We start from the raw sequence: 19,229 nt of genomic DNA, 5'->3' as shown, positions 1-19,229 counted from the left end.
ACTTTTTAGCCCCTATACAATCATATTTATTAAGTAAAAACGAACTTTTAGTATATTAAATATAAAAATCATTCATTTTCTCACCCTTATATACTTTACAATTTTTTAATTGTCTTGTAAATGGACTAAAGTACTAGATTTGTATTTTACCAACTTGATTTTTTAACGCCCGGGATTTGTCCTTTGTGTGCATGTTCTCTAAAAGCAATTCTAGACATTTCAAATTTTCTTAATACACCTCTTGGACGTCCTGTTACTTTACATCTTCGAGTTAAACGCGTTGGTGAAGAATCACGTGGCAACTTACGTAATGCTTCATAATCTCCTTTAGCTTTTAATTCTTTACGTAATTCATAATATTGATTAACTAATTTTTCTCTTTTTATTTCTTTAGCAATTTTAGATTTTTTTGCCATATATATCACTCCTGTTATTTTAAATCGTAATAATTACGTTTTATATAATAACACATGATTTTAAATTTACAAGACTGATGACTTAATTTCATTTAAATAATTAAAAAACCGAAGTATAAGATTATTATACTTCGGCAAGTTCTTACTTTATCTTTAATGTCGTATTTAAAAGATAAGAGATTATTTAGTTTCACGGTGTAGCGTGTATTTATTTAATCTTGGGCAATATTTTTTCATTTCAATACGCTCAGGATTATTACGTTTATTTTTAGTAGTAATATAATTACGATCGCCACATTCTGTGCAAGCTAATGTTACATTAACGCGCATAATTAACATCCTTTCTCATTTAACTAGGAATACTTACGATTTAAAATTTTACCATATTAAAATGCTCTACGCAATCTAATTTTTTAGTACTATTTAAAATTCTCGTAAGTTTCGTCGTTAGTACCTTCTAAATCAACATCATTAATATCGATTTCTAATGCTTTGGCAACACCTTTACCATATTCTGGATCAGCTTTATAACAATGACGAATGTGTCTATGTTTAACGTCTTCACTCACACCATCCATCGCATTTGCTGTGTTAGTAAAGATTCTTTCTTTGGCATCATCAGATTGTAAACGGAATAATTTACCAGGTTGTTCAAAGTAATTATCATCATCTTGTCTTTGATTGTACTCATAACCGTCTCCATCTACTGGGAATGCTGGTTTTTTATATTCAGGTTGTGATTGGTAAACACCTTTATTATTTGGATAATAATGAGGTCCACCACCTTGATTTCCATCAAGGAATCTCATTTGACCATCACGACTGAATGGACACATATTTTCAATGCCAACACCTTTAGGTTGGTTAACAGGAATTTGCCAATGATTGACACCTAATCTATAACGTTGCGCATCACCATATGAGAATAGACGTCCTTGTAACATTTTATCTGGTGAGAAGTCTAGACCAGGAATAATGTTTGTTGGAGCGAAAGCAGCTTGTTCAACATCCATGAAATAATTCTCTGGGTTTCTATTTAGCTCAAATTCACCCACTTCAATTAATGGGTAATCACCTTTATACCAAACTTTAGTTAAATCAAACGGATTATCTGGATGATTTTTAGCTTGCTCCTCAGTCATAACTTGGATATACATTTTCCATTTTGGATAATTGCCATTTTCAATTGCATCGTATAAGTCACGTTGTGATGATTCTCTATCTTGACCTACAATTTCAGCCGCTTCATCATCTGTGTAATTTTCGATGCCCTGTTGAGTTCTGAAATGATATTTAACCCAAACACGTTCACCCTCGTCATTGTACATAGAATACGTATGTGAACCGAAACCATGCATATGACGGAAGTCTTTTGGCATACCTCTATCTGACATTAAAATTGTAACTTGGTGAAGTGCCTCTGGTACGCCAGTCCAGAAATCCCAGTTATTTTGAGGACTTCTCATATTAGTACGTGGGTCTCTTTTAACAGCACGGTTTAAACTAACAAACAACTTAGGATCTCTAAAGAAGAACACGGGTGTGTTGTTACCTACTAAGTCCCAGTTACCTTCTTCCGTATAGAATTTAAGTGCAAATCCACGGATATCTCTCTCTAAGTCAGCTGCCCCACGTTCACCGGCAACTGTTGAGAATCGTGCAAACATTTCTGTTTGTTTACCTACCTCTGAAAAAATTTTAGCATTTGTATATTTCGTAATATCATTTGTTACAGTAAATGTACCAAATGCACCTGAACCTTTAGCGTGCATACGACGTTCAGGAATTACTTCACGATCAAAATGAGACATTTGTTCTAAAAAGTATGCATCTTGCATTAATAATGGGCCTCTCGGACCAGCTGTCATACTATTTTCTCTATCTGAAACAGGGTGCCCAAACAAACCAGTTAATCTTTTATCATCTTTCGCCATAGTTAATTCTCCTTTCACTTATTTATAATTATTATAATTTAGAATCTACTATAATTAAAGCCATAACCCCTATAATTAAAGCATTTTAAAAAAAAACTACAAAATGTCAGAAAATTTAAAATTTTCAAGCTAAATTGTTTAAAAGTTATTGAATACTGTCCCCAAAAAGATTAAAATGGTTTGTATATTTAAATTTTAGAATTAGGAGACATCATATGGAAGATAACAATATGAAAAGAGGTCTTAACTCAAGACACATATCTATGATTGCTATAGGTGGCGCAATTGGTACAGGGCTCTTTGTAGCAACAGGTAGTGTTGTTGCTCAAGCTGGTCCTGGGGGCGCTATATTAGCCTATTTATTAATTGGCATAATGCTTTACTTTTTAATGTCGTCAATTGGAGAGTTGGCAACATTTTATCCAGTTTCAGGATCATTCAGTTCATACGCAACGCGATTTGTAGACCCTTCTCTAGGTTTTACAATGGGATGGTTATATTACATTATGTGGACACTAGTTTCCAGTGTAGATGTTATGGTTGCTTCAAACGTATTGTATTATTGGGATGTATTTAAATTTTTTAGTCCACTTACTTGGAGTTTAATCTTTATCACTATTGTATTTTTATTAAACATCTTCACGGTTAAAGCTTTTGGAGAAACTGAATTTTGGTTATCACTAATTAAGGTTGTAACTATTATTATATTTATTATTGTTGGTTTCTTGATGATCTTCGGTATATTAGGTGGCCATTCTTATGGCTTTGAAAATTATACTAAAGGTGAGGCACCATTCGTGGGTGGTTTATCTGGTTTCTTAGGTGTTTTACTCGTTGCAGGATTCTCAGTTGGCGGTACTGAAGTTGTAGCAGTGACTGCTGGAGAATCTGATAATCCAGAAAAAACAATGCCTAAAGCTGTTAAACAAGTTTTTTGGAGAATTTTATTATTCTATGTATTATCAATTGGTGTTATTGCAGCTATCATTCCTTATACTGACCCATTATTGTTAAATGAGAATGAATCTGTTACACAAAGTCCTTTCACAATTGTATTTGATAGAATTGGTGTTGCTTTTGCCGCTTCTGTTATTAACGCTGTTATATTGACATCATTATTATCTGCGACAAACTCAGGTGTTTATACTACTAGTAGAATGTTGTTCTCTTTAAGTGATGAAAAACAGGCACCTAAATTCTTAAGTAAGCTAAACGATAAATCTAAATTACCTTTAAGAGCATTAGTTACAACATATATTCTGATTGTAGCGATTATTATAATTGCTAATTTTTATTCAAATGCTGTTTTTAGTTTGTTAAATATTATTGGTTCATTGGTAATCATTGTTTGGGCAGCTAGTTCATGGGCACAAGTAAGATTGCGTAAAGCCATTAAACGTCAAGGTCAAGATATCAATCAACTTTTACCTTATAAATCACCATTGTACCCTCTTGGACCAATTTTAGTATTTGCAACTTTAATTTTCTTATACTTTGGTAATTCAATTGGAGATTTATTCGATGGTAATATAGGTAAATTTTTCGTTAACATTTTACCTATCATTATTTTAGGGCTCATTTTCTTAGCTCATAAATTAATAAGAAAAACGAAGTTCGTTAAATTAAATGATATGGATATCACACCACATCATTATCATAAAAATAATTAAATAATTAAATGCGAGCACTGAAAGTATAGTAAATCCTTTTTAGTGACTCGCATTTTTGGTTTCAACATATTGATATTTTCGAAAAAAACAGTTATCTAGTATAATAGTAGTAAAGATAATGACTTAGAGGTGAAAGCAAGATGGTTGGTCAAACAAACTTATTTGATGATGTCATTAAGAGTGAAGAACGTTTCGTTATAGTTGTACAATCTCTAGAAGAAAAAAATGGTCAATTACTAAAACGTACATTAAGAGAGTATCCTAGTCTTGAACATGACCAAATGGAAAATTTATTTACACATTTAAAAGATGTATTTAGTACTGAACCTTTCAGTGAAAACCAGTCTGCATTTACAATTACAGTGTATACAAATTTAGATTATGCTGCTGATCAAGTATACGCTTATGTAAAGCGTTCAAAAGGAAAGCACGAATGGACACATACTGCTAAATAATAAAAAGGCATGAGGTCGAATGAATCATTCATCATGGTAATTATGATGAAATAAACAACATTCGTATTCTCATGCCTTATTTTGTATTACAAAAGTGTTTTTAAAGCTGCGGGAATACCATTAGAATCGTTATCTAACGTTATTTTGTCTGCAATAGCCTTCAGTTCCTCATTTGCATTTCCCATCGCGATAGCACAACCCACTACTTCAAACATTGATTGATCATTTAAACTATCACCAAAACAAATCACTTCAGATAATGATACATTTAATTTTTCACATAATGCTTTAATCGCATTACCTTTTGAAACATCCTTTGCCATATATTCTAAAAAGAATGGTTTACTTGTTGTTACATCAATTTCTGAATTAAAACTTCCATGCATATCATCACGTACTTTAGCAATATTTGTTGCATAATCAACGCCCATTGCTTTTGGAACGCTATCATTAATATAAGCTTTAATATCATCTACACGTTTCATAGGTAGCCCAGTAAGTTCTGATTCAATATCTCGATATTCATGATCACCATCATGGATAATATGTCCATCTTGATATGTCAAGATTAAAAAGTTATGTTCACGACAAAAATCCACAATAAGGTCAAAATTCTTCTTAGATACACTTTGACTCACTTCTACTTCTTCTGTTGCTACTTTGATCGTTTTACCGCCGTTGTAACTGATGATATAACTATCATGGATATCTAATTGTAGTTCTTTTGCAATTGGTAGCATACCTTCAGTTGGTCTTCCTGAAGCTAACACTACTTTATAGCCTTGATTTTGAATATCTATCAAGTAATTTTTAGTTTCTTTACTTACTTTATTCTCACTATTAATTAAAGTATCGTCCATGTCCATAACGATCATTTTATAATTACTCATATCTGAAGTGTACTCCTTTCGAAATTTACTCGTTTATATTTTACAATAAATTTTATGAAGGATACACAATTTCTTCAACAACGCCAATTTCATTGATTGTTGCTAATTCTGAATGACATGTTGTAACGGCTTGTCTTAACGCTCTAACTAATTGACCACTCTTCTCCTTAGGACTCATTGTTAATATGGTAGGCCCTGCACCACTAATTACTGTCGCATATGCACCATATTGTTGAGCTATAGTTTTAACCTCTTTAAATTCAGATATTAAATGTTGGCGATATGGCTCGTGGAAGCCATCCTGTGACATCATTTTCCCAGCAAGTTCATAATTATGTTGAATTAATGCACACAGCATCGTATTACTTATTGCACTACTTTGAACCGCGCGCTTATGAGAAAATTGATCAGGTAAAACGTTACGAGAATCTTCAGTCTTTAATTCATATGGAGGTATAGTTAGAATTATATCAACGTCAGGCACATCAATATGTGCTACATTCGTTTCTTTTGTATCTGGATTATAGAAGCCTGCTAATAAGCCACCATAAATTGTAGGTGCAACATTATCTGGATGACCTTCTATTTCTGTAGCTAATTGAAGTAATTCATATTTAGAAAGCTGAATATTGCCAAAATAGTTTGCAATGTATAAAGCGCCTACCAATGCAGACGCCGATGAACCTAAACCTCTAGCTAATGGTATATCACTTCGCATTTCAACACTTAAACTAGGTAATTCTACATTATATTTAGATGCGACCTGCTGGGCCACTTTAAAAACATAATTGTCTTTGTTCTTAGGAAGTGAATCTAATTCGGAGTTTAAATATGTAAATTCCCATTTTTCCCCTTCAATTCGTTTCACATAAAGATGTAAATATTTATCTATAGCCATACCTATCGAGTCGAAACCAACGCCTAAATTAGCAGTGGACGCTGGTATCTTTAAGTGCAACTGTTCAGTCATTTTTACAAAGCTCCTTTAATGTAATCAATAATACTTGATTTATCGTTAGGAAGCGGTTGAATAGGGTTATCTAATATTGAAATAGCAGTATCAGGATCTTTTAATCCATTACCAGTTAAAATAGCTACTATTTTTTTGCCTTTAGGTAATTGTCCTACTCGATGTAATTTAATCAGACCTGCAATTGAGGCGTTACTAGCTGGTTCGCTAAATACACCTTCTTTAGAAGTCATTAATTGATAAGCTTCTAAAATTTCTTCATCAGTAACGCTATCAATCAATCCATTAGATTCGTCTAACGCATTCGTAGCTTTAATCCAACTAGCTGGATTACCAATTCGAATAGCTGTAGCAATTGTTTCAGGATTTTTAATCACTTTATTTTGAACAATTGGTGACGCACCTTCTGCTTGGAAGCCAAATAATCGAGGTAATTGACTCCCCTTTTTCTCATGGTATTCTTTAAAACCTTTCCAATAAGCAGTAATATTACCTGCGTTTCCAACTGGAATTGCGAGTACGTCTGGAGCTTGTTCCAATTGTTCAACAATTTCAAATGCACCCGTTTTTTGTCCTTCAATACGATATGGATTCACTGAATTAACTAACTCAATTTCTTCATCATTTTTAGCAATTTCCTTAACAATCTCTAAAGCCTCATCAAAGTTTCCTTCAATAGAAACAATTTCAGCACCATACATAACAGCTTGCGATAATTTACCGAGTGCAATCTTACCCTCTGGAATAACTACTATTGATTTTAATCCAGCTCGTGCAGCATATGCAGCTGCTGAAGCTGATGTATTACCAGTAGATGCACAGATAACTACTTTTTTTCCCTGTTCTTTTGCTTTAGTAACAGCCATGACCATTCCTCTATCTTTAAAAGAACCTGTAGGATTTGCACCTTCATATTTTACATACAAATCAATATCCAACATCTTAGACAAGTTCTCACAATGAATTAATGGAGTATGTCCTTCATTTAATGTTAACTTTGGTGTGTCGCTGTTAACTGGTAAATATTCTTTAAACTCTTCAACTAAACCTTGCCATCTTTTCATAAACATTAAACCCCTTCAACTGGATAAATTTTCTCGATATTAAAATCAGCTTTACTTAAAACATCCTTTGGTGACTGATCTAAACCTATAATAACTACACCATACGTTTGTTCATCACGTTGTTCAACCTGTAGTGATTTATGGAAAGGTAAAGTTTCTTTCAATAATGATTCAAATTTTTCTTTTGATAAGTCACTATTAAGAACAACATAATAGTTTAACTTCTCTTGAATAGCTACGACATCTTCCGTATCCATAATTTCGCGAGTTGCATCGGTTTTCAATTCAAAATGAGGTGGTAATGTATGCGTATTTGATTCAAAGAATAATGCCACATTTAGTAAATCACTTACAACAGCACTCCCAGTAGCTAAGCTACCTGCACCTTTCCCATAGAACATTGTATCGCCCACTGCATCACCTACGACATAGATTGCATTATATTCATCTTCAACTGTAGCTAGTTGATGGGATTTATGTATTAATGTTGGTTCGACTGATGCGTTTACTTTACTATTTTGATAAGTTCCCTTACCAATCAATTTAATTTTATAACCTAATTTGTCCGCGACATTGATATCAGATAAAGTTGTCTGACTTATACCACGAACTTTAACATCATTTAATTTAATGACTTGGTTAAATGATAAATAAGAAGTGATAACAACTTTACGTGCTGCATCAATACCTTCTACGTCATCAGTCGGATCTGCCTCAGCAAAACCTAGCCTTTGTGCTTCATCAAGAGCATCTTCAAACGTTGTTTGTTCACGTGTCATTTTAGATAAGATGAAGTTTGATGTACCATTTAGTATTCCCATAAATTTAGAAATGTTATTAGCATTTAATCCATTATTAATAGCATTTACTATAGGGATACCACCGGCAACACTCGCTTCGAATTTCAACGCAAGTCCCTTTTCCTCAGCTAAATCTTCTAGTAGCTTCAAATGTACGGCTAATAAATCTTTGTTTGCAGTAATTACATGTTTACCGCTTTTCAAAGCATCTCTTAACCAATCGACAGTAGGTTCAATGCCACCCATTACTTCAATGACGATATCGATAGAATCATCATTTAAAATTTCATTAACATCTTCAGTTAAATGATATCGACTAATATTTATAGGTCTTTTCTTAGATTTATCACGCACTAAAATATGCTTTATAACAATATCTTTGTTTAATGTATCTATAATTTGTTGTCGATTTTCTTCAATTATTTTAACTACACCTGATCCCACTGTTCCTAAACCAAGCAAAGCAATATTTAATTTTTTCATATTTTTATCTTCCCCCTATTTGTATAACTGAGAAATACAATTGTTTTATTGAAATATACTTTATTTTAGTATACTATTAAATCATATTAAATTGATAGGACTTTTTAGCATAAAATGTAAATACTTAGCTTTATATTATCATGTGGTATCAGAAAATTAAATAGAATTTTCTGATTTTTTAGAAAGGTTGATTAGGTATATGAAAGTGGCAAAATTCGGCGGTAGTTCAGTTTCAAATGCAACACAAATCAAAAAAGTCCTAGATATCGTTAATAGCGATTCAGATCGTAAAATTATTATTGTTTCTGCACCAGGCAAAAGACACAAAGATGATGTTAAAACGACCGATCTTCTAATTCGATTATATGAAAAAGTAATGAATAATCTTAATTATCAAGATAAAAAGAAAGAAATTATTCAACGTTATGCAGATATTTTACATGAACTTGATATGGATGATTCATTATTAAAAGTAATTGATGACACATTAGAAGAGATTATTTCAACTTTAAAAGATAAGCCTTTAAGATTATACGATGCAATTCTTTCTTGTGGTGAAAATTTTAATGCGCAATTAATTGCAACTTATAATGATTCACAAGGTTTTAAAACGACATACCTTTCTCCAAAAGATGCAGGTATTCTAGTTACAGATTTACCGCAACAAGCTCAAATCTTGGAAGAAGCTTATGAGAAGATTAGTAAATTAAAAGATATTGAAGGTAAAATTATTATCCCAGGATTCTTTGGTGTTTCTAAAAATGATTATGTCGTTACGTTCCCAAGAGGTGGTTCTGACATTACAGGTGCAATTATCGCTAGAGGAATTAGAGCGTCTTTATATGAAAACTTCACTGATGTATCAGGTATTTATAAGGCAAACCCTAATATAATTAACAATCCGGATCTTATTGAAGAAATTACATATCGTGAAATGCGAGAACTTTCATATGCTGGGTTTAGCGTCTTCCATGATGAAGCATTGCAGCCACTCTATAAACACAGAATTCCAGTGGTTATTAAAAATACAAATCTTCCTCAAGATAAAGGTACATTTATACGCCATGATAGAGATGTAAGTGATAAAAATGTCATTATAGGTATAAGCTGTGATAAAGGATTTAGTGTTATTAATATTAAAAAATACCTAATGAATAGACAGGTCGGCTTCACACGTAAAATTCTTGAAATATTAGAAGATTACAATATTTCTTTCGACCATATGCCTTCAGGTATTGATAGTATTAGTATCATCCTTCGAACACATCAATTAAAAGGTAAAGAAAAAGATGTACTTAACGCTATACGTAAACGTTGCGATGTTGATGAATTAAGTATTGAACACGACTTAGCGATTTTAATGATTGTTGGTGAGGGAATGAATAAAGCAATCGGTACTGCTAACACTATTACACATGCGTTAGCAGAATCTAAAATCAATTTAAAAATGATCAACCAAGGCTCGTCTGAAATATCAATGATGTTCGGTATTTCAATTGAAGATGCAGACAAGGCTGTTTTATCTACATATGAATATTGTTATCATGGCATTTGTTTGAAAAATCTAAATAAGCAAGCATAGTTAAAAAGCATCTGGTATTTAAATAGTCATGTTTTGTACATTCCACTTAAATATTAGATGCTTCTTTATAATTTGTTATGAGCTAATGCCTCATTGATTCGTTGCTCCCCTACGACAACTTTTAATATAACAAATTGATAATAACTTAATGAGTCTAAAACCATTTTATAATTAGGTAATTGATGGTAATTTTGATTATCCAATAAGTCGTACATTAGCACGATTTCCGGTTTAATATAATCTACTCCCCATGTCAGCGAATGAAAATAAATACTATTCTTAGGAATTCTAATATTACTATCTAATCTAAATATCCACTCTTCATTTACGACATCATAAATAAAGATATTTATTAATAATTTCTCGTTAAAAGTAATATCTATGTGTGCAATTTCGGGTACACTTAATTGATCTCGATTCATTAAATTATTATTTTTATCATAATAATTTAAATGATACGTGGACGGAATTACTTTTAATACTTCAACTAGTTGTTTACGTTCTACGCATATGTCGACTCTAGAAGGTAGAATAAAATTATCACTTAAAAATAGCTGCATTGCGACTTCCCCATGAAATTTGAATGAAGTACGACATTCATTTTTTAATATTTTAACTAGCTCTTCTATATGTTGTTGATGTTCCATATTACTACCTCCAAAGGAAACGCTTTCATACATTAATTATACATATCCTTATTTCTGATTTCAATTTACGAATTATGAAGTATTGCTAAATTTGATGTTAAACAAAATAACAAAATTGCTAAAATTAGGTAATATTTATTATTTTAGCAATTTAACTTAATTTACATTTTGTTGAACTACGCAATTATAATAGATATAATTTATATGTTATTTCATATCGCTCACGTTATAACTTTCAAATTTATTGAGTGATATAAAATTAAAATTCGAACATAGGTGATGAATTATGACATTAACAATTATCTTAATTGTTATCATCGTTATACTTATTTTGGCGTTCATCTTAAATCAACGTTACATGCAAGATAGAGTTGATACAGAAGTGTACGCAAGAAATCAGATGGTAACTAAGAATGCGACGCTTAGCAATGAAAATTTAGAACTTAAAAATCAAATGCTTAGTTCTAATAATGATGTAAGTTCACATGCAAAGCGAAACGCGAAACACGTTTTAACTAGCATTCTTGATAAGTATAAAGACGAAGGCAAGTTAAAGTATTACAATATTATAACTACAAGTAATTTAGCTACAAAACATCCTTTCTTTGAATACGCTAGAACGTTCGATTACATTGTTGTTTCAGATGTTGGCTTAATCAATATTGACGTCAAAAACTGGAAACAAAAAACGTTTTACCATTTTGATGCACCAGTAAACGACGATATGCAAATTGACACAAATGATGTGAATCAGATTGTCGGTCATTATGTAAGTAAACAATATCACAGTCAGTTTGATTCACCACGCAGTGAAATTTATACTTTCGTCGAAAAAATTCAAAATAATCGTGTGATTTATGAGTTTTATGATCATGATCCATATGAACAAGCAGCGATTAATTCAAAAGTTTTAAAAGACGGAATTGAAAATCATTTTAATCATAAAGTACAAAGCATCGGAGTCGTTTACTTTAGCGATGGTAGCGTAAATATCATTGAGGGTTCAGAGGAAAGAGCTCAATATGTAGACACCGTTTCAACTAAATCATCACTTGAAGCGGTAATCAAAAATGCAATTGATTTATCTAAACATCCACTTTCTGAAGACCAAGTTACCAAAATCGTAAACAGCTTTAATAATTAATGCACATAATAAGCGATTGACAGTGAATCTAGATACAGATACACGTGTCAATCGCTTATTTTTTAACTCCATAAATTCACTTTATCTTTTTTAGCTTGTTGTTCATCTTTTTCAAAAAGATGACGATATTTGCCATTCGGTGAGAAGTACTTTTCACGTGCTAATCCATTTTTTACTAATTCTTCGTTGTACATTGTGTTCTCATTTAGCCATACATATGCAAGTGTCCGACCATATCTATCTTCTTTTTCTTTGTCATATTCTAAATATACATCTTTCCCATTTAAGTGTTGTTTACTATAATTAGATGCTTCTTTACCATATGGTTGAACTGGTGTGTTAGGTTTAACTGTTTCTGGTGTATCTATACCTATAAGTCTAACTTTAATTTCTTTTCCTTCACTATTTGTAGCAACAAAGGTATCACCATCTACTACTCGGTCTACATGTACTTTTTCTTTACCCTTAATGTTAGTACTGTTTGATGATTGAGAACCATTATTTTTAAAAGGTCCTGTATGATTCATAAATTGAAAGGTTAAAACGCCTACCACTAAAACAGCTAAAACGATGATACTTAATGATTTTTTCGAGTTCAAAGATGTCACCTACGCTTTTTATTTCAATAATAAATATCATATATAAATTAAAATTAATCGTCAATGACAACTTGCTTTAGTTAGACTATGTTAGTATCCACTGTACTCGCAAAAAGTGAAATTATTAATCTTATCATGCTATAATAAATGCGTTAGGAGTGACATCAATGTCTGAGAAAAATGAAAATTTAATGACAGTTATAGCCGTAATTATAGCCATAATTGTCGGTATAATACTACAAATTGTCTATAAGTTACCTATTATTGTCTCTGTCGTAGTAGCTGTATTATTAGGAGTCTTAGTAGGATTTATTGCTTATATCATTCAATCTATAATTCGCAAGAGAAAGAACAAGTAGCTCAATTAGAAAATCTTTATAGAAATTTTACAAGCAAAGCAAATTGGGAGTGAGAAAGAATTCAAATTGAATTCTTTCTCACTCCCACATTTTTTTATATTTAAGATTAATTTCTAGATATTGTGGTATGTATAAGAAATACCTTAAATGTATAAAATTAATTTTAAAAAATTGATTAATTTATCACAATTTTAATTATCAAAAAGCCTCACCATCAAACAATTAGCGAGATGGTATTAAGGAAATTCTAGACGTAATTATAGATAATCACGGTCTAATTTATAAAGTACAAACACAAAATGGCCATGTATTCGAACATACTTTGGCGAAAGATACACCTCCAGATAAGGTTGCTCAAGTGTTACGGTTATTAGCCACTCATGTTGACAATCTAGAAACTCAAAAAAGAGATAATTAATATGTTTGTAAAGATACTTCTTAATCTTTAAATAATTAGGTTAAAAGTAAGCAAAAGGTCAGAACTTAAAGTATTAACGTTCTTGGAATCCATGCTCCCTAGAGCAAACTGATGTTCTGACCTTTATACATGACTATATGCATAATTAAATTCTATATCCATCCTTTATCATTCGCTTTTCTCCAAGCATCAAAGCGGTTCTCCGCTTCAAGTTTATCAATTATATTAGACGTGTAATTTCTCACCGTACCGTTTGAAAGATAGAGTTTATCAGCGACTTCTTTATTACTTAACCCTTCCCCTATTTCACGTAACACGACCTGTTCTTTATGCGTTAATGGATTAGCCTCTTTAAACAAAGATGTCATTAAAGACGTACTATATTCTTTTTCGCCATTTAAAACTTTATGGATGGTTGCAACTAAATCATCAACCGATCGTTCTTTTAACACATAGGCATCAACATCGTTTGCAACAGCTCTTTCAAAATAACCAGGCCTTTTAAAAGTCGTGACAATAATCACTTTTGTATTAATTTTATTTTCTCTTAATTGCGATAGTATTTCTAAGCCCGTAATTCCTGGTATCTCAATATCTAAAATAGCAATGTCAGGCTGTTGACTATTAATAGATTGTAATGCGTCAATACCATTATCAAAATCATCTATCACTTTTAAATAGTCGTGAAATTCAATTAATTGTATCATTGCTTTACGCAACATATTTTGATCTTCTGCAATTACGATTGAAATCATTGTATACCTTCTCTCGGAATCATAATATCGATAGTCGTACCCTGTTTAGAAGTGATATTAACTGTGCCGCTCAATAACGCTACCCTATCGTTAATACTCTTTAATTTTACTTCGCTAGGTTGTTTTAGACCTATACCGTTGTCACTAATGATTAATTTAATACCATTATCGTAACTTTCAATTTTCCCATTAATTTCAGAGGCTTTCGCGTGCTTAATTACATTGTTAACCGCTTCTCTGAGTATCATTGATAATATCGTCTGTTTAGTTGGGTTGAGGGAACTCGCACCTCTTATATTTTCAAAGTTAAAGTGAATATTTGCATCCTTTAAAATTTGTTCTATAGATTGAATTTCTTCTTCAAAATTTTGAACTTTCAAATTTTCAATAATATGTCTTACTTTCTCTAATGTATATTTCGAAATTTCGTTTATATTTAATATTTCTTTCTTAGCTGCTTGCGGATCTTTGTCGATTAGTTTTGCAGCTAATTCTGATTTGACACTCAAACTTGCAAATACATGTCCTAACGTGTCATGTAAGTCTTGACCTATTCGATTACGTTCTTGTTCCGCAATCAAAATATTAATATATTTATTTTTTTCTTCAATTTGTTGACGATATTGTCTCTCTTTCATTATTTTAAAATTACCAAATAATATTGCCAAAATAATAATATAATAAATAATAATACTCACGACATAAAAGTGATTCGTTTGTATAATCGTTATGATGATACATGTAATCATTGAACTTATTAATAACATAAACTCTATTGATTTTACTCCCTTTTTAAATAAAAATGGAATAGCAAATGCACTAAAGAAGAAAAATAAACTCAATGTTGGATTGTATGCATATACAAAATAAATAATCGCTAAAAAATGAATACCAAATAAGATTAAATTAATACGATGACTTAATGTTTCATGAAAAAGAATTAAACTAGCATAGGCAAATGTAAAAATGATTACAATAAGTAAATTTAATAAAAAGCTATCATCTTGCCATGTTAAATACAAACCATAGTAAGGAAATATTAAGTAAATTAAAGATGAAATCTCTCCCATTTTAGCGCCTAAACTACGCTTCATTTATTCCACCTCTTTTCTCTTATTAATTAATAATGCAATAATTAAGAAAATAATGCTATAAATACCTAATATAACGAACGATTGGATATTAAAACCATTACCTTTACCTAGTTCAAGTGCTAAATGACGTAAATGATACGTTGGTGTTAGTTTAGCAATTGTTTGCATCCAATCAGGAAATGTACTAACAGGGAACCACAATCCACCAATAATGGCTAATACAATATTAAACAGATTAGCTACGCTACTTGCTTTCTGTGTCTCACTAAATTGCGTAATGATTAAACCTAATGTCAAAAACATGCTAGCACCTAACCATAAAGAAACACCAGATAAAATCCATTCACTTGCACTTAGATCTACCCCTTTATAGAAGTGTGCTACGCTGAATAAAAGCAATATTGAAGCTAAAAATAAAGTCATTGTTTTAATAATTTTAGCTAAATAATAATTTAATACTGTGATTGGTGTAGAAATTAATCTTTTATACCAACCACTGTTTCTTTCCTCGATTATTTCTAATGGAAATTGCATCAGACAAAATCCCATTAAACTGAATACCGTCATACTATACATATACTCTTTGTAAAATACTTTTTTCGCATCTGCTGGCATATCAATTAATGATGTAAACAATAAATAGAATGCCAAAGGAAATATAAAAGCCATAAATGATGATAATTTGCGTCGAAATAATAATTTGTATTCAATATCAAGTAACGTTATGATATTCGTCATAGTCTATTGCACCACTCTTTCTTCTTTTGAAAACATGAGTTCCAATAAAGATTTTTTATAAATTGTGACTTGATTTAAATCTACATTTATTTTAATTAGATTTGTAATAATTGCTTCAACATTTTCTGTTTGAATTTTTAAATTACCATTCGTAATTTCTATATCATATGTTTCTGAAAGTATTTGATATTGTTCTTCCGTAAAGGTCATTATTTCAATAATTGAATTATTTTGACTAAACAAGATATTATGTGGTGTATCATTAATTTTGATACTTCCTTGTTCTAAATAGACAACTTTATCAGCCATTCTTTCGACTTCTTCAATATAATGAGAGGTGTAAAGTATAGTTATACCATCTTCTTTAAGTTGCTCAATTAGATTCCAAAAGTGTTCTCTTGTTTCAATATCCATTGACGTTGTTGGTTCATCTAATATTAAAAATTGAGGTTTGCCTATTAAAGTTAGAACAAAGTCTAATAATCTCTTTTGACCTCCTGATAATTTATTAGCATATTGTTCCAATTGAAGATTAGAAAATTGAGTTAATTTTTGAAACTCATTAAATGTCATAGGATTGGTATATAATTGTTGATATAAATGATATAGTTCTTTTACTTTAATGAGCTTAGGTAAATTCGTAGTTTGAAATAATATGCCCATATTACGTGAGGATATTAAATTAAGTTTATCTTCGACTGTTCCACTATTTGCATGCTTATGACCTATAAGTATATCTATTAAAGTGGACTTTCCTGCACCATTTTTTCCGATTAATGCAGTACACTTTCCTTCCTCGATATCTAATGAGATATTATTCAAAACTGTCTTTTTACCAAACGATTTCTTTAATTGCTTTATATATATCATAACGACCTCACATCCTTTTAATTTATATATCTACTTTATCTTTTAATCGAATTTAAAATTAGTTTAAATTGTCACGATTTTAATATGACATTTGTCATATTAACTACGACGAGGTAGCAAAAAAGAGATTAAGCAACTTTAAATTGCTTAATCTCATAATTTTTAACTATTATTTTTCTCCATTTTTCTTTTTGAAACAGTTCTGCCAAAAAATAAATAAAGAATAAACCCGATTAATGGTAAAACAAACAATACAAAGAGCCACGCCCATGTAGAAGACGCACTTCTTCTATTTCTTTCTAAAAAGATGATAATAAAAGCTAGTACTAGATTTATCACAAAGCCTAGTGCTAATAAAATCGTAAAAACAGTTCCCAAATCTGGGCCGAACATGAATTTCATAAAATAATACTCCTATTTAATTTTATAATTTAAATTATTTACTTAGCATTTAAGATCAAGATGGCATTTAGCACTTCTTCATTATTTGGAAATTTACGTTCTTCTATTTTGTCTATTGAAATATTTAGAACTTCAAATTGACTTCCTTCATCACTTTCAAGATACATATTAATTTCTTTTTCTAACTCATCCAGTGTTTTTTCTTGAATCTTTTTAAATTTGATTTTACTCATTTTACAACACTCCAATTCAACTTATTTGTTTAAATCATAGTCTTTTTACATTTAAATCGCAAATTAATTCATACTATAACTTACATTTTATTAAAACGCTTACAATTATATATTCAAAATATTAAATTCACATAAGAGATAAATTATTGTATAATAAAGTCATTCTATTAAATTTTCAGAATAATTAAATTATTTAGATTGTGGGGTATTATATGATTTCTTTTGAAAATGACTACCTTGAAGGTGCACATGAAAAAGTATTACAACGAATATTTGATACCAATTTAATCCAGGCCTCTGGCTATGGTGATGATCAATTTTCAAAGCAAGCAGCTGAAGAAATTAAATCAGCCATCAAGTGTCCAGAAGCGACTGTACGATTCTTAGTTGGTGGTACGCAAACCAATCAAGTTGTTATTAATTCGATACTAGAGCCATATGAAGGTGTGATTTCAGCTGACACTGGTCACGTAGCTGTACATGAGGGCGGTGCTATTGAATTTAGTGGTCATAAAGTTTTAACTGTCCCATCTCACGAAGGTAAAATTAGACCAAAAGAAGTTAATGCATATCTAGATACGTTTTACAATGATTTTAAACGTGAACATATGGTCTTTCCAGGAATGGTTTATATTTCACACCCTACAGAATACGGTACTTTATATAGTAAAAAAGAATTGAAGAATCTTGCTGACGTGTGTAAAGAACATAATGTACCCTTATTTATGGATGGTGCGCGTTTAGGCTATGGTTTAATGAGTGATCAAAGTGATATAACATTTGAAGATATTGCTAAATATTGCGACATCTTTTATATAGGTGGTACTAAAATAGGTGCGCTATGTGGTGAAGCCATCGTTTTCACTAAAAATAATGAGCCAAAACACTTTACCACTCGAATCAAACAACATGGTGCATTACTTGCTAAAGGTCGTTTAGTAGGTGTACAATTTCTGGAATTATTCACTAATAATTTATATTTAGATATTAGCCGTCATGCCATAAATATGGCTAATAAAATGAAAAAAGGATTTCTTGAAAAAGGCTATCAACTTTACTTTGATTCACCTACTAATCAACAATTTTTTGTACTTAGTGAAGAAAAGATTAAAGAGTTGAAACAAAAAGTAAAGTTCGCGATTTGGGAGAAATATGATGATAATCATCGTGTTGTTAGATTTGCGACAAGTTGGGCTACTACCGAAGAAAATGTGGATAAGTTATTAGGGTTAATTTAACATCTGAAAAACAGGACTTCCTAAAAGGAAATCCTGTTTTTAATGAAATTTATAATAAATACTAGCTATAATTATAATTAATACAAAGAGGCTTATGATTATTTCTTTTTTAGATGGTTCTCATTTTTCTATAGTGACTTTAATATTAAATTCCACTTTTTATTCTCCTCTTAAAAGTTTAAGTAATCATGTTAATCACATTCGCTACCTCGTTAATATTGAATTTTAAGTTGTATAATTTAATATTACACTTTATTTTTTTATATTGGTCACCTAAAGTTCTGAGTGCTGACCTTTATCATACACCTATTCTATTATTTACTTTTTGATAAGCTTCAATCACTTGTGGATAAAGATAAATTACTCTAGATCCAATCCGGCGAGTTACTTCGACAATTTCAGGTTCACAGACTATTTTATTTTGAAGTGTTGATTTACGGCTCTACGTCAAATCGGACTGATGAGTCC

Annotated in this window: 20 protein-coding genes and 1 pseudogene; 6 read left to right on the top strand and 15 right to left on the bottom strand. The window is 31.0% G+C overall.

The genetic code is table 11. The features are described from left to right. Nucleotides 1-146: 146 nt before the first annotated feature. The 3 genes from rpsN to HMPREF3134_RS00780 form a co-directional block, all read right to left on the bottom strand. The gene (rpsN, locus tag HMPREF3134_RS00790; RefSeq protein WP_070440137.1) at nucleotides 147-416 is read right to left on the bottom strand and encodes a 30S ribosomal protein S14; all 270 of its coding nucleotides are present in this window, start codon (nucleotides 414-416) and stop codon (nucleotides 147-149) included. A 180-nt stretch (nucleotides 417-596) separates the two neighbouring features. Continuing rightward, nucleotides 597-746: a 50S ribosomal protein L33 gene (rpmG, locus tag HMPREF3134_RS00785; RefSeq protein ID WP_001265708.1), complete on the bottom strand. Its 150-nt coding sequence runs from the start codon at nucleotides 744-746 to the stop codon at nucleotides 597-599. 89 nt (nucleotides 747-835) lie between these two features. Continuing rightward, a complete protein-coding gene (locus tag HMPREF3134_RS00780; protein ID WP_070440135.1) occupies nucleotides 836-2,350 on the bottom strand; it encodes a catalase in 1,515 nt (504 codons plus the stop codon). Between the two features lie 215 nt (nucleotides 2,351-2,565). Here HMPREF3134_RS00780 and HMPREF3134_RS00775 point away from each other — a divergent pair, with 215 nt between their 5' ends. Together HMPREF3134_RS00775 and HMPREF3134_RS00770 are read left to right on the top strand one after the other, a co-directional pair. Beyond that, nucleotides 2,566-4,020, top strand: a complete 1,455-nt coding sequence (locus HMPREF3134_RS00775) for an amino acid permease (protein WP_037551336.1) — start codon at nucleotides 2,566-2,568, stop codon at nucleotides 4,018-4,020. A gap of 140 nt (nucleotides 4,021-4,160) precedes the next feature. Next, nucleotides 4,161-4,475 (top strand): hypothetical protein, encoded by a 315-nt coding sequence (locus HMPREF3134_RS00770; protein WP_011275865.1) that lies wholly within the window; start codon nucleotides 4,161-4,163, stop codon nucleotides 4,473-4,475. A gap of 86 nt (nucleotides 4,476-4,561) precedes the next feature. On the opposite strand, the gene HMPREF3134_RS00765 is transcribed toward HMPREF3134_RS00770, so the two are convergent. The 4 genes from HMPREF3134_RS00765 to HMPREF3134_RS00750 are packed head-to-tail and all read right to left on the bottom strand — an operon-like array spanning nucleotide 4,562 to nucleotide 8,682. Further along, complete coding sequence (locus HMPREF3134_RS00765; RefSeq protein WP_070440132.1) at nucleotides 4,562-5,365, bottom strand: Cof-type HAD-IIB family hydrolase; 804 nt, start codon at nucleotides 5,363-5,365, stop codon at nucleotides 4,562-4,564. A 52-nt stretch (nucleotides 5,366-5,417) separates the two neighbouring features. Continuing rightward, the gene (gene thrB, locus HMPREF3134_RS00760) at nucleotides 5,418-6,335 is read right to left on the bottom strand and encodes a homoserine kinase (protein WP_037558049.1); all 918 of its coding nucleotides are present in this window, start codon (nucleotides 6,333-6,335) and stop codon (nucleotides 5,418-5,420) included. 2 nt (nucleotides 6,336-6,337) lie between these two features. Then, nucleotides 6,338-7,399, bottom strand: coding sequence for a threonine synthase (thrC, locus tag HMPREF3134_RS00755; RefSeq protein ID WP_037558048.1), 1,062 nt, complete (start codon nucleotides 7,397-7,399; stop codon nucleotides 6,338-6,340). Nucleotides 7,400-7,404: 5 nt separating this feature from the next. Next, a complete protein-coding gene (locus tag HMPREF3134_RS00750) occupies nucleotides 7,405-8,682 on the bottom strand; it encodes a homoserine dehydrogenase (RefSeq protein WP_070440130.1) in 1,278 nt (425 codons plus the stop codon). 199 nt (nucleotides 8,683-8,881) lie between these two features. Here HMPREF3134_RS00750 and HMPREF3134_RS00745 point away from each other — a divergent pair, with 199 nt between their 5' ends. Next, nucleotides 8,882-10,264: an aspartate kinase gene (locus HMPREF3134_RS00745; RefSeq protein ID WP_070440128.1), complete on the top strand. Its 1,383-nt coding sequence runs from the start codon at nucleotides 8,882-8,884 to the stop codon at nucleotides 10,262-10,264. Nucleotides 10,265-10,329: 65 nt separating this feature from the next. Here HMPREF3134_RS00745 and HMPREF3134_RS00740 read toward each other — a convergent pair whose 3' ends face one another. After that, nucleotides 10,330-10,911 (bottom strand): hypothetical protein, encoded by a 582-nt coding sequence (locus HMPREF3134_RS00740; protein WP_070440127.1) that lies wholly within the window; start codon nucleotides 10,909-10,911, stop codon nucleotides 10,330-10,332. A gap of 286 nt (nucleotides 10,912-11,197) precedes the next feature. Here HMPREF3134_RS00740 and HMPREF3134_RS00735 point away from each other — a divergent pair, with 286 nt between their 5' ends. Then, entirely contained in the window at nucleotides 11,198-12,055 is an 858-nt protein-coding gene (locus HMPREF3134_RS00735; protein WP_070440126.1) for a hypothetical protein, read from the top strand. Between the two features lie 62 nt (nucleotides 12,056-12,117). Here HMPREF3134_RS00735 and HMPREF3134_RS00730 read toward each other — a convergent pair whose 3' ends face one another. After that, on the bottom strand, nucleotides 12,118-12,654 hold the full coding sequence (locus tag HMPREF3134_RS00730; protein WP_070440125.1) for a thermonuclease NucI: 537 nt from the start codon (nucleotides 12,652-12,654) through the stop codon (nucleotides 12,118-12,120). A gap of 167 nt (nucleotides 12,655-12,821) precedes the next feature. Between HMPREF3134_RS00730 and HMPREF3134_RS00725 the strand changes: the two genes are divergently transcribed. Further along, a complete protein-coding gene (locus HMPREF3134_RS00725) occupies nucleotides 12,822-13,013 on the top strand; it encodes a hypothetical protein (RefSeq protein WP_070440124.1) in 192 nt (63 codons plus the stop codon). 570 nt (nucleotides 13,014-13,583) lie between these two features. On the opposite strand, the gene HMPREF3134_RS00720 is transcribed toward HMPREF3134_RS00725, so the two are convergent. The 6 genes and pseudogenes from HMPREF3134_RS00720 to HMPREF3134_RS00695 all read right to left on the bottom strand — a co-directional run bounded on the left by HMPREF3134_RS00720 (nucleotide 13,584) and on the right by HMPREF3134_RS00695 (nucleotide 17,523). Next, nucleotides 13,584-14,186, bottom strand: coding sequence for a response regulator transcription factor (locus HMPREF3134_RS00720; RefSeq protein ID WP_070440123.1), 603 nt, complete (start codon nucleotides 14,184-14,186; stop codon nucleotides 13,584-13,586). Beyond that, nucleotides 14,183-15,280 carry a sensor histidine kinase gene (locus HMPREF3134_RS00715; RefSeq protein ID WP_070440121.1) on the bottom strand — a complete coding sequence of 366 codons (1,098 nt, stop codon included), beginning with the start codon at nucleotides 15,278-15,280 and terminating at the stop codon, nucleotides 14,183-14,185. The genes HMPREF3134_RS00720 and HMPREF3134_RS00715 overlap by 4 nt, the downstream gene beginning before the upstream one ends. Then, nucleotides 15,281-16,018: an ABC transporter permease gene (locus tag HMPREF3134_RS00710; RefSeq protein ID WP_070440119.1), complete on the bottom strand. Its 738-nt coding sequence runs from the start codon at nucleotides 16,016-16,018 to the stop codon at nucleotides 15,281-15,283. A 3-nt stretch (nucleotides 16,019-16,021) separates the two neighbouring features. Continuing rightward, nucleotides 16,022-16,888 (bottom strand): ABC transporter ATP-binding protein, encoded by an 867-nt coding sequence (locus tag HMPREF3134_RS00705; RefSeq protein WP_070440118.1) that lies wholly within the window; start codon nucleotides 16,886-16,888, stop codon nucleotides 16,022-16,024. A gap of 168 nt (nucleotides 16,889-17,056) precedes the next feature. Beyond that, nucleotides 17,057-17,290, bottom strand: a pseudogene (locus HMPREF3134_RS00700) (PLDc N-terminal domain-containing protein); the annotation flags it as partial. A 38-nt stretch (nucleotides 17,291-17,328) separates the two neighbouring features. Then, complete coding sequence (locus HMPREF3134_RS00695) at nucleotides 17,329-17,523, bottom strand: hypothetical protein (protein WP_011275881.1); 195 nt, start codon at nucleotides 17,521-17,523, stop codon at nucleotides 17,329-17,331. Nucleotides 17,524-17,735: 212 nt separating this feature from the next. On the opposite strand from HMPREF3134_RS00695, the gene HMPREF3134_RS00690 reads away from it, so the two are divergent. After that, complete coding sequence (locus HMPREF3134_RS00690) at nucleotides 17,736-18,761, top strand: threonine aldolase family protein (RefSeq protein WP_070440114.1); 1,026 nt, start codon at nucleotides 17,736-17,738, stop codon at nucleotides 18,759-18,761. Nucleotides 18,762-19,229: the final 468 nt, after the last annotated feature.

Source organism: Staphylococcus sp. HMSC14D10 (genome assembly GCF_001808125.1).
Taxonomy (GTDB): Bacteria; Bacillota; Bacilli; order Staphylococcales; family Staphylococcaceae; genus Staphylococcus; species Staphylococcus haemolyticus.
This window is presented reverse-complemented; position numbering and strand designations above follow the sequence as displayed.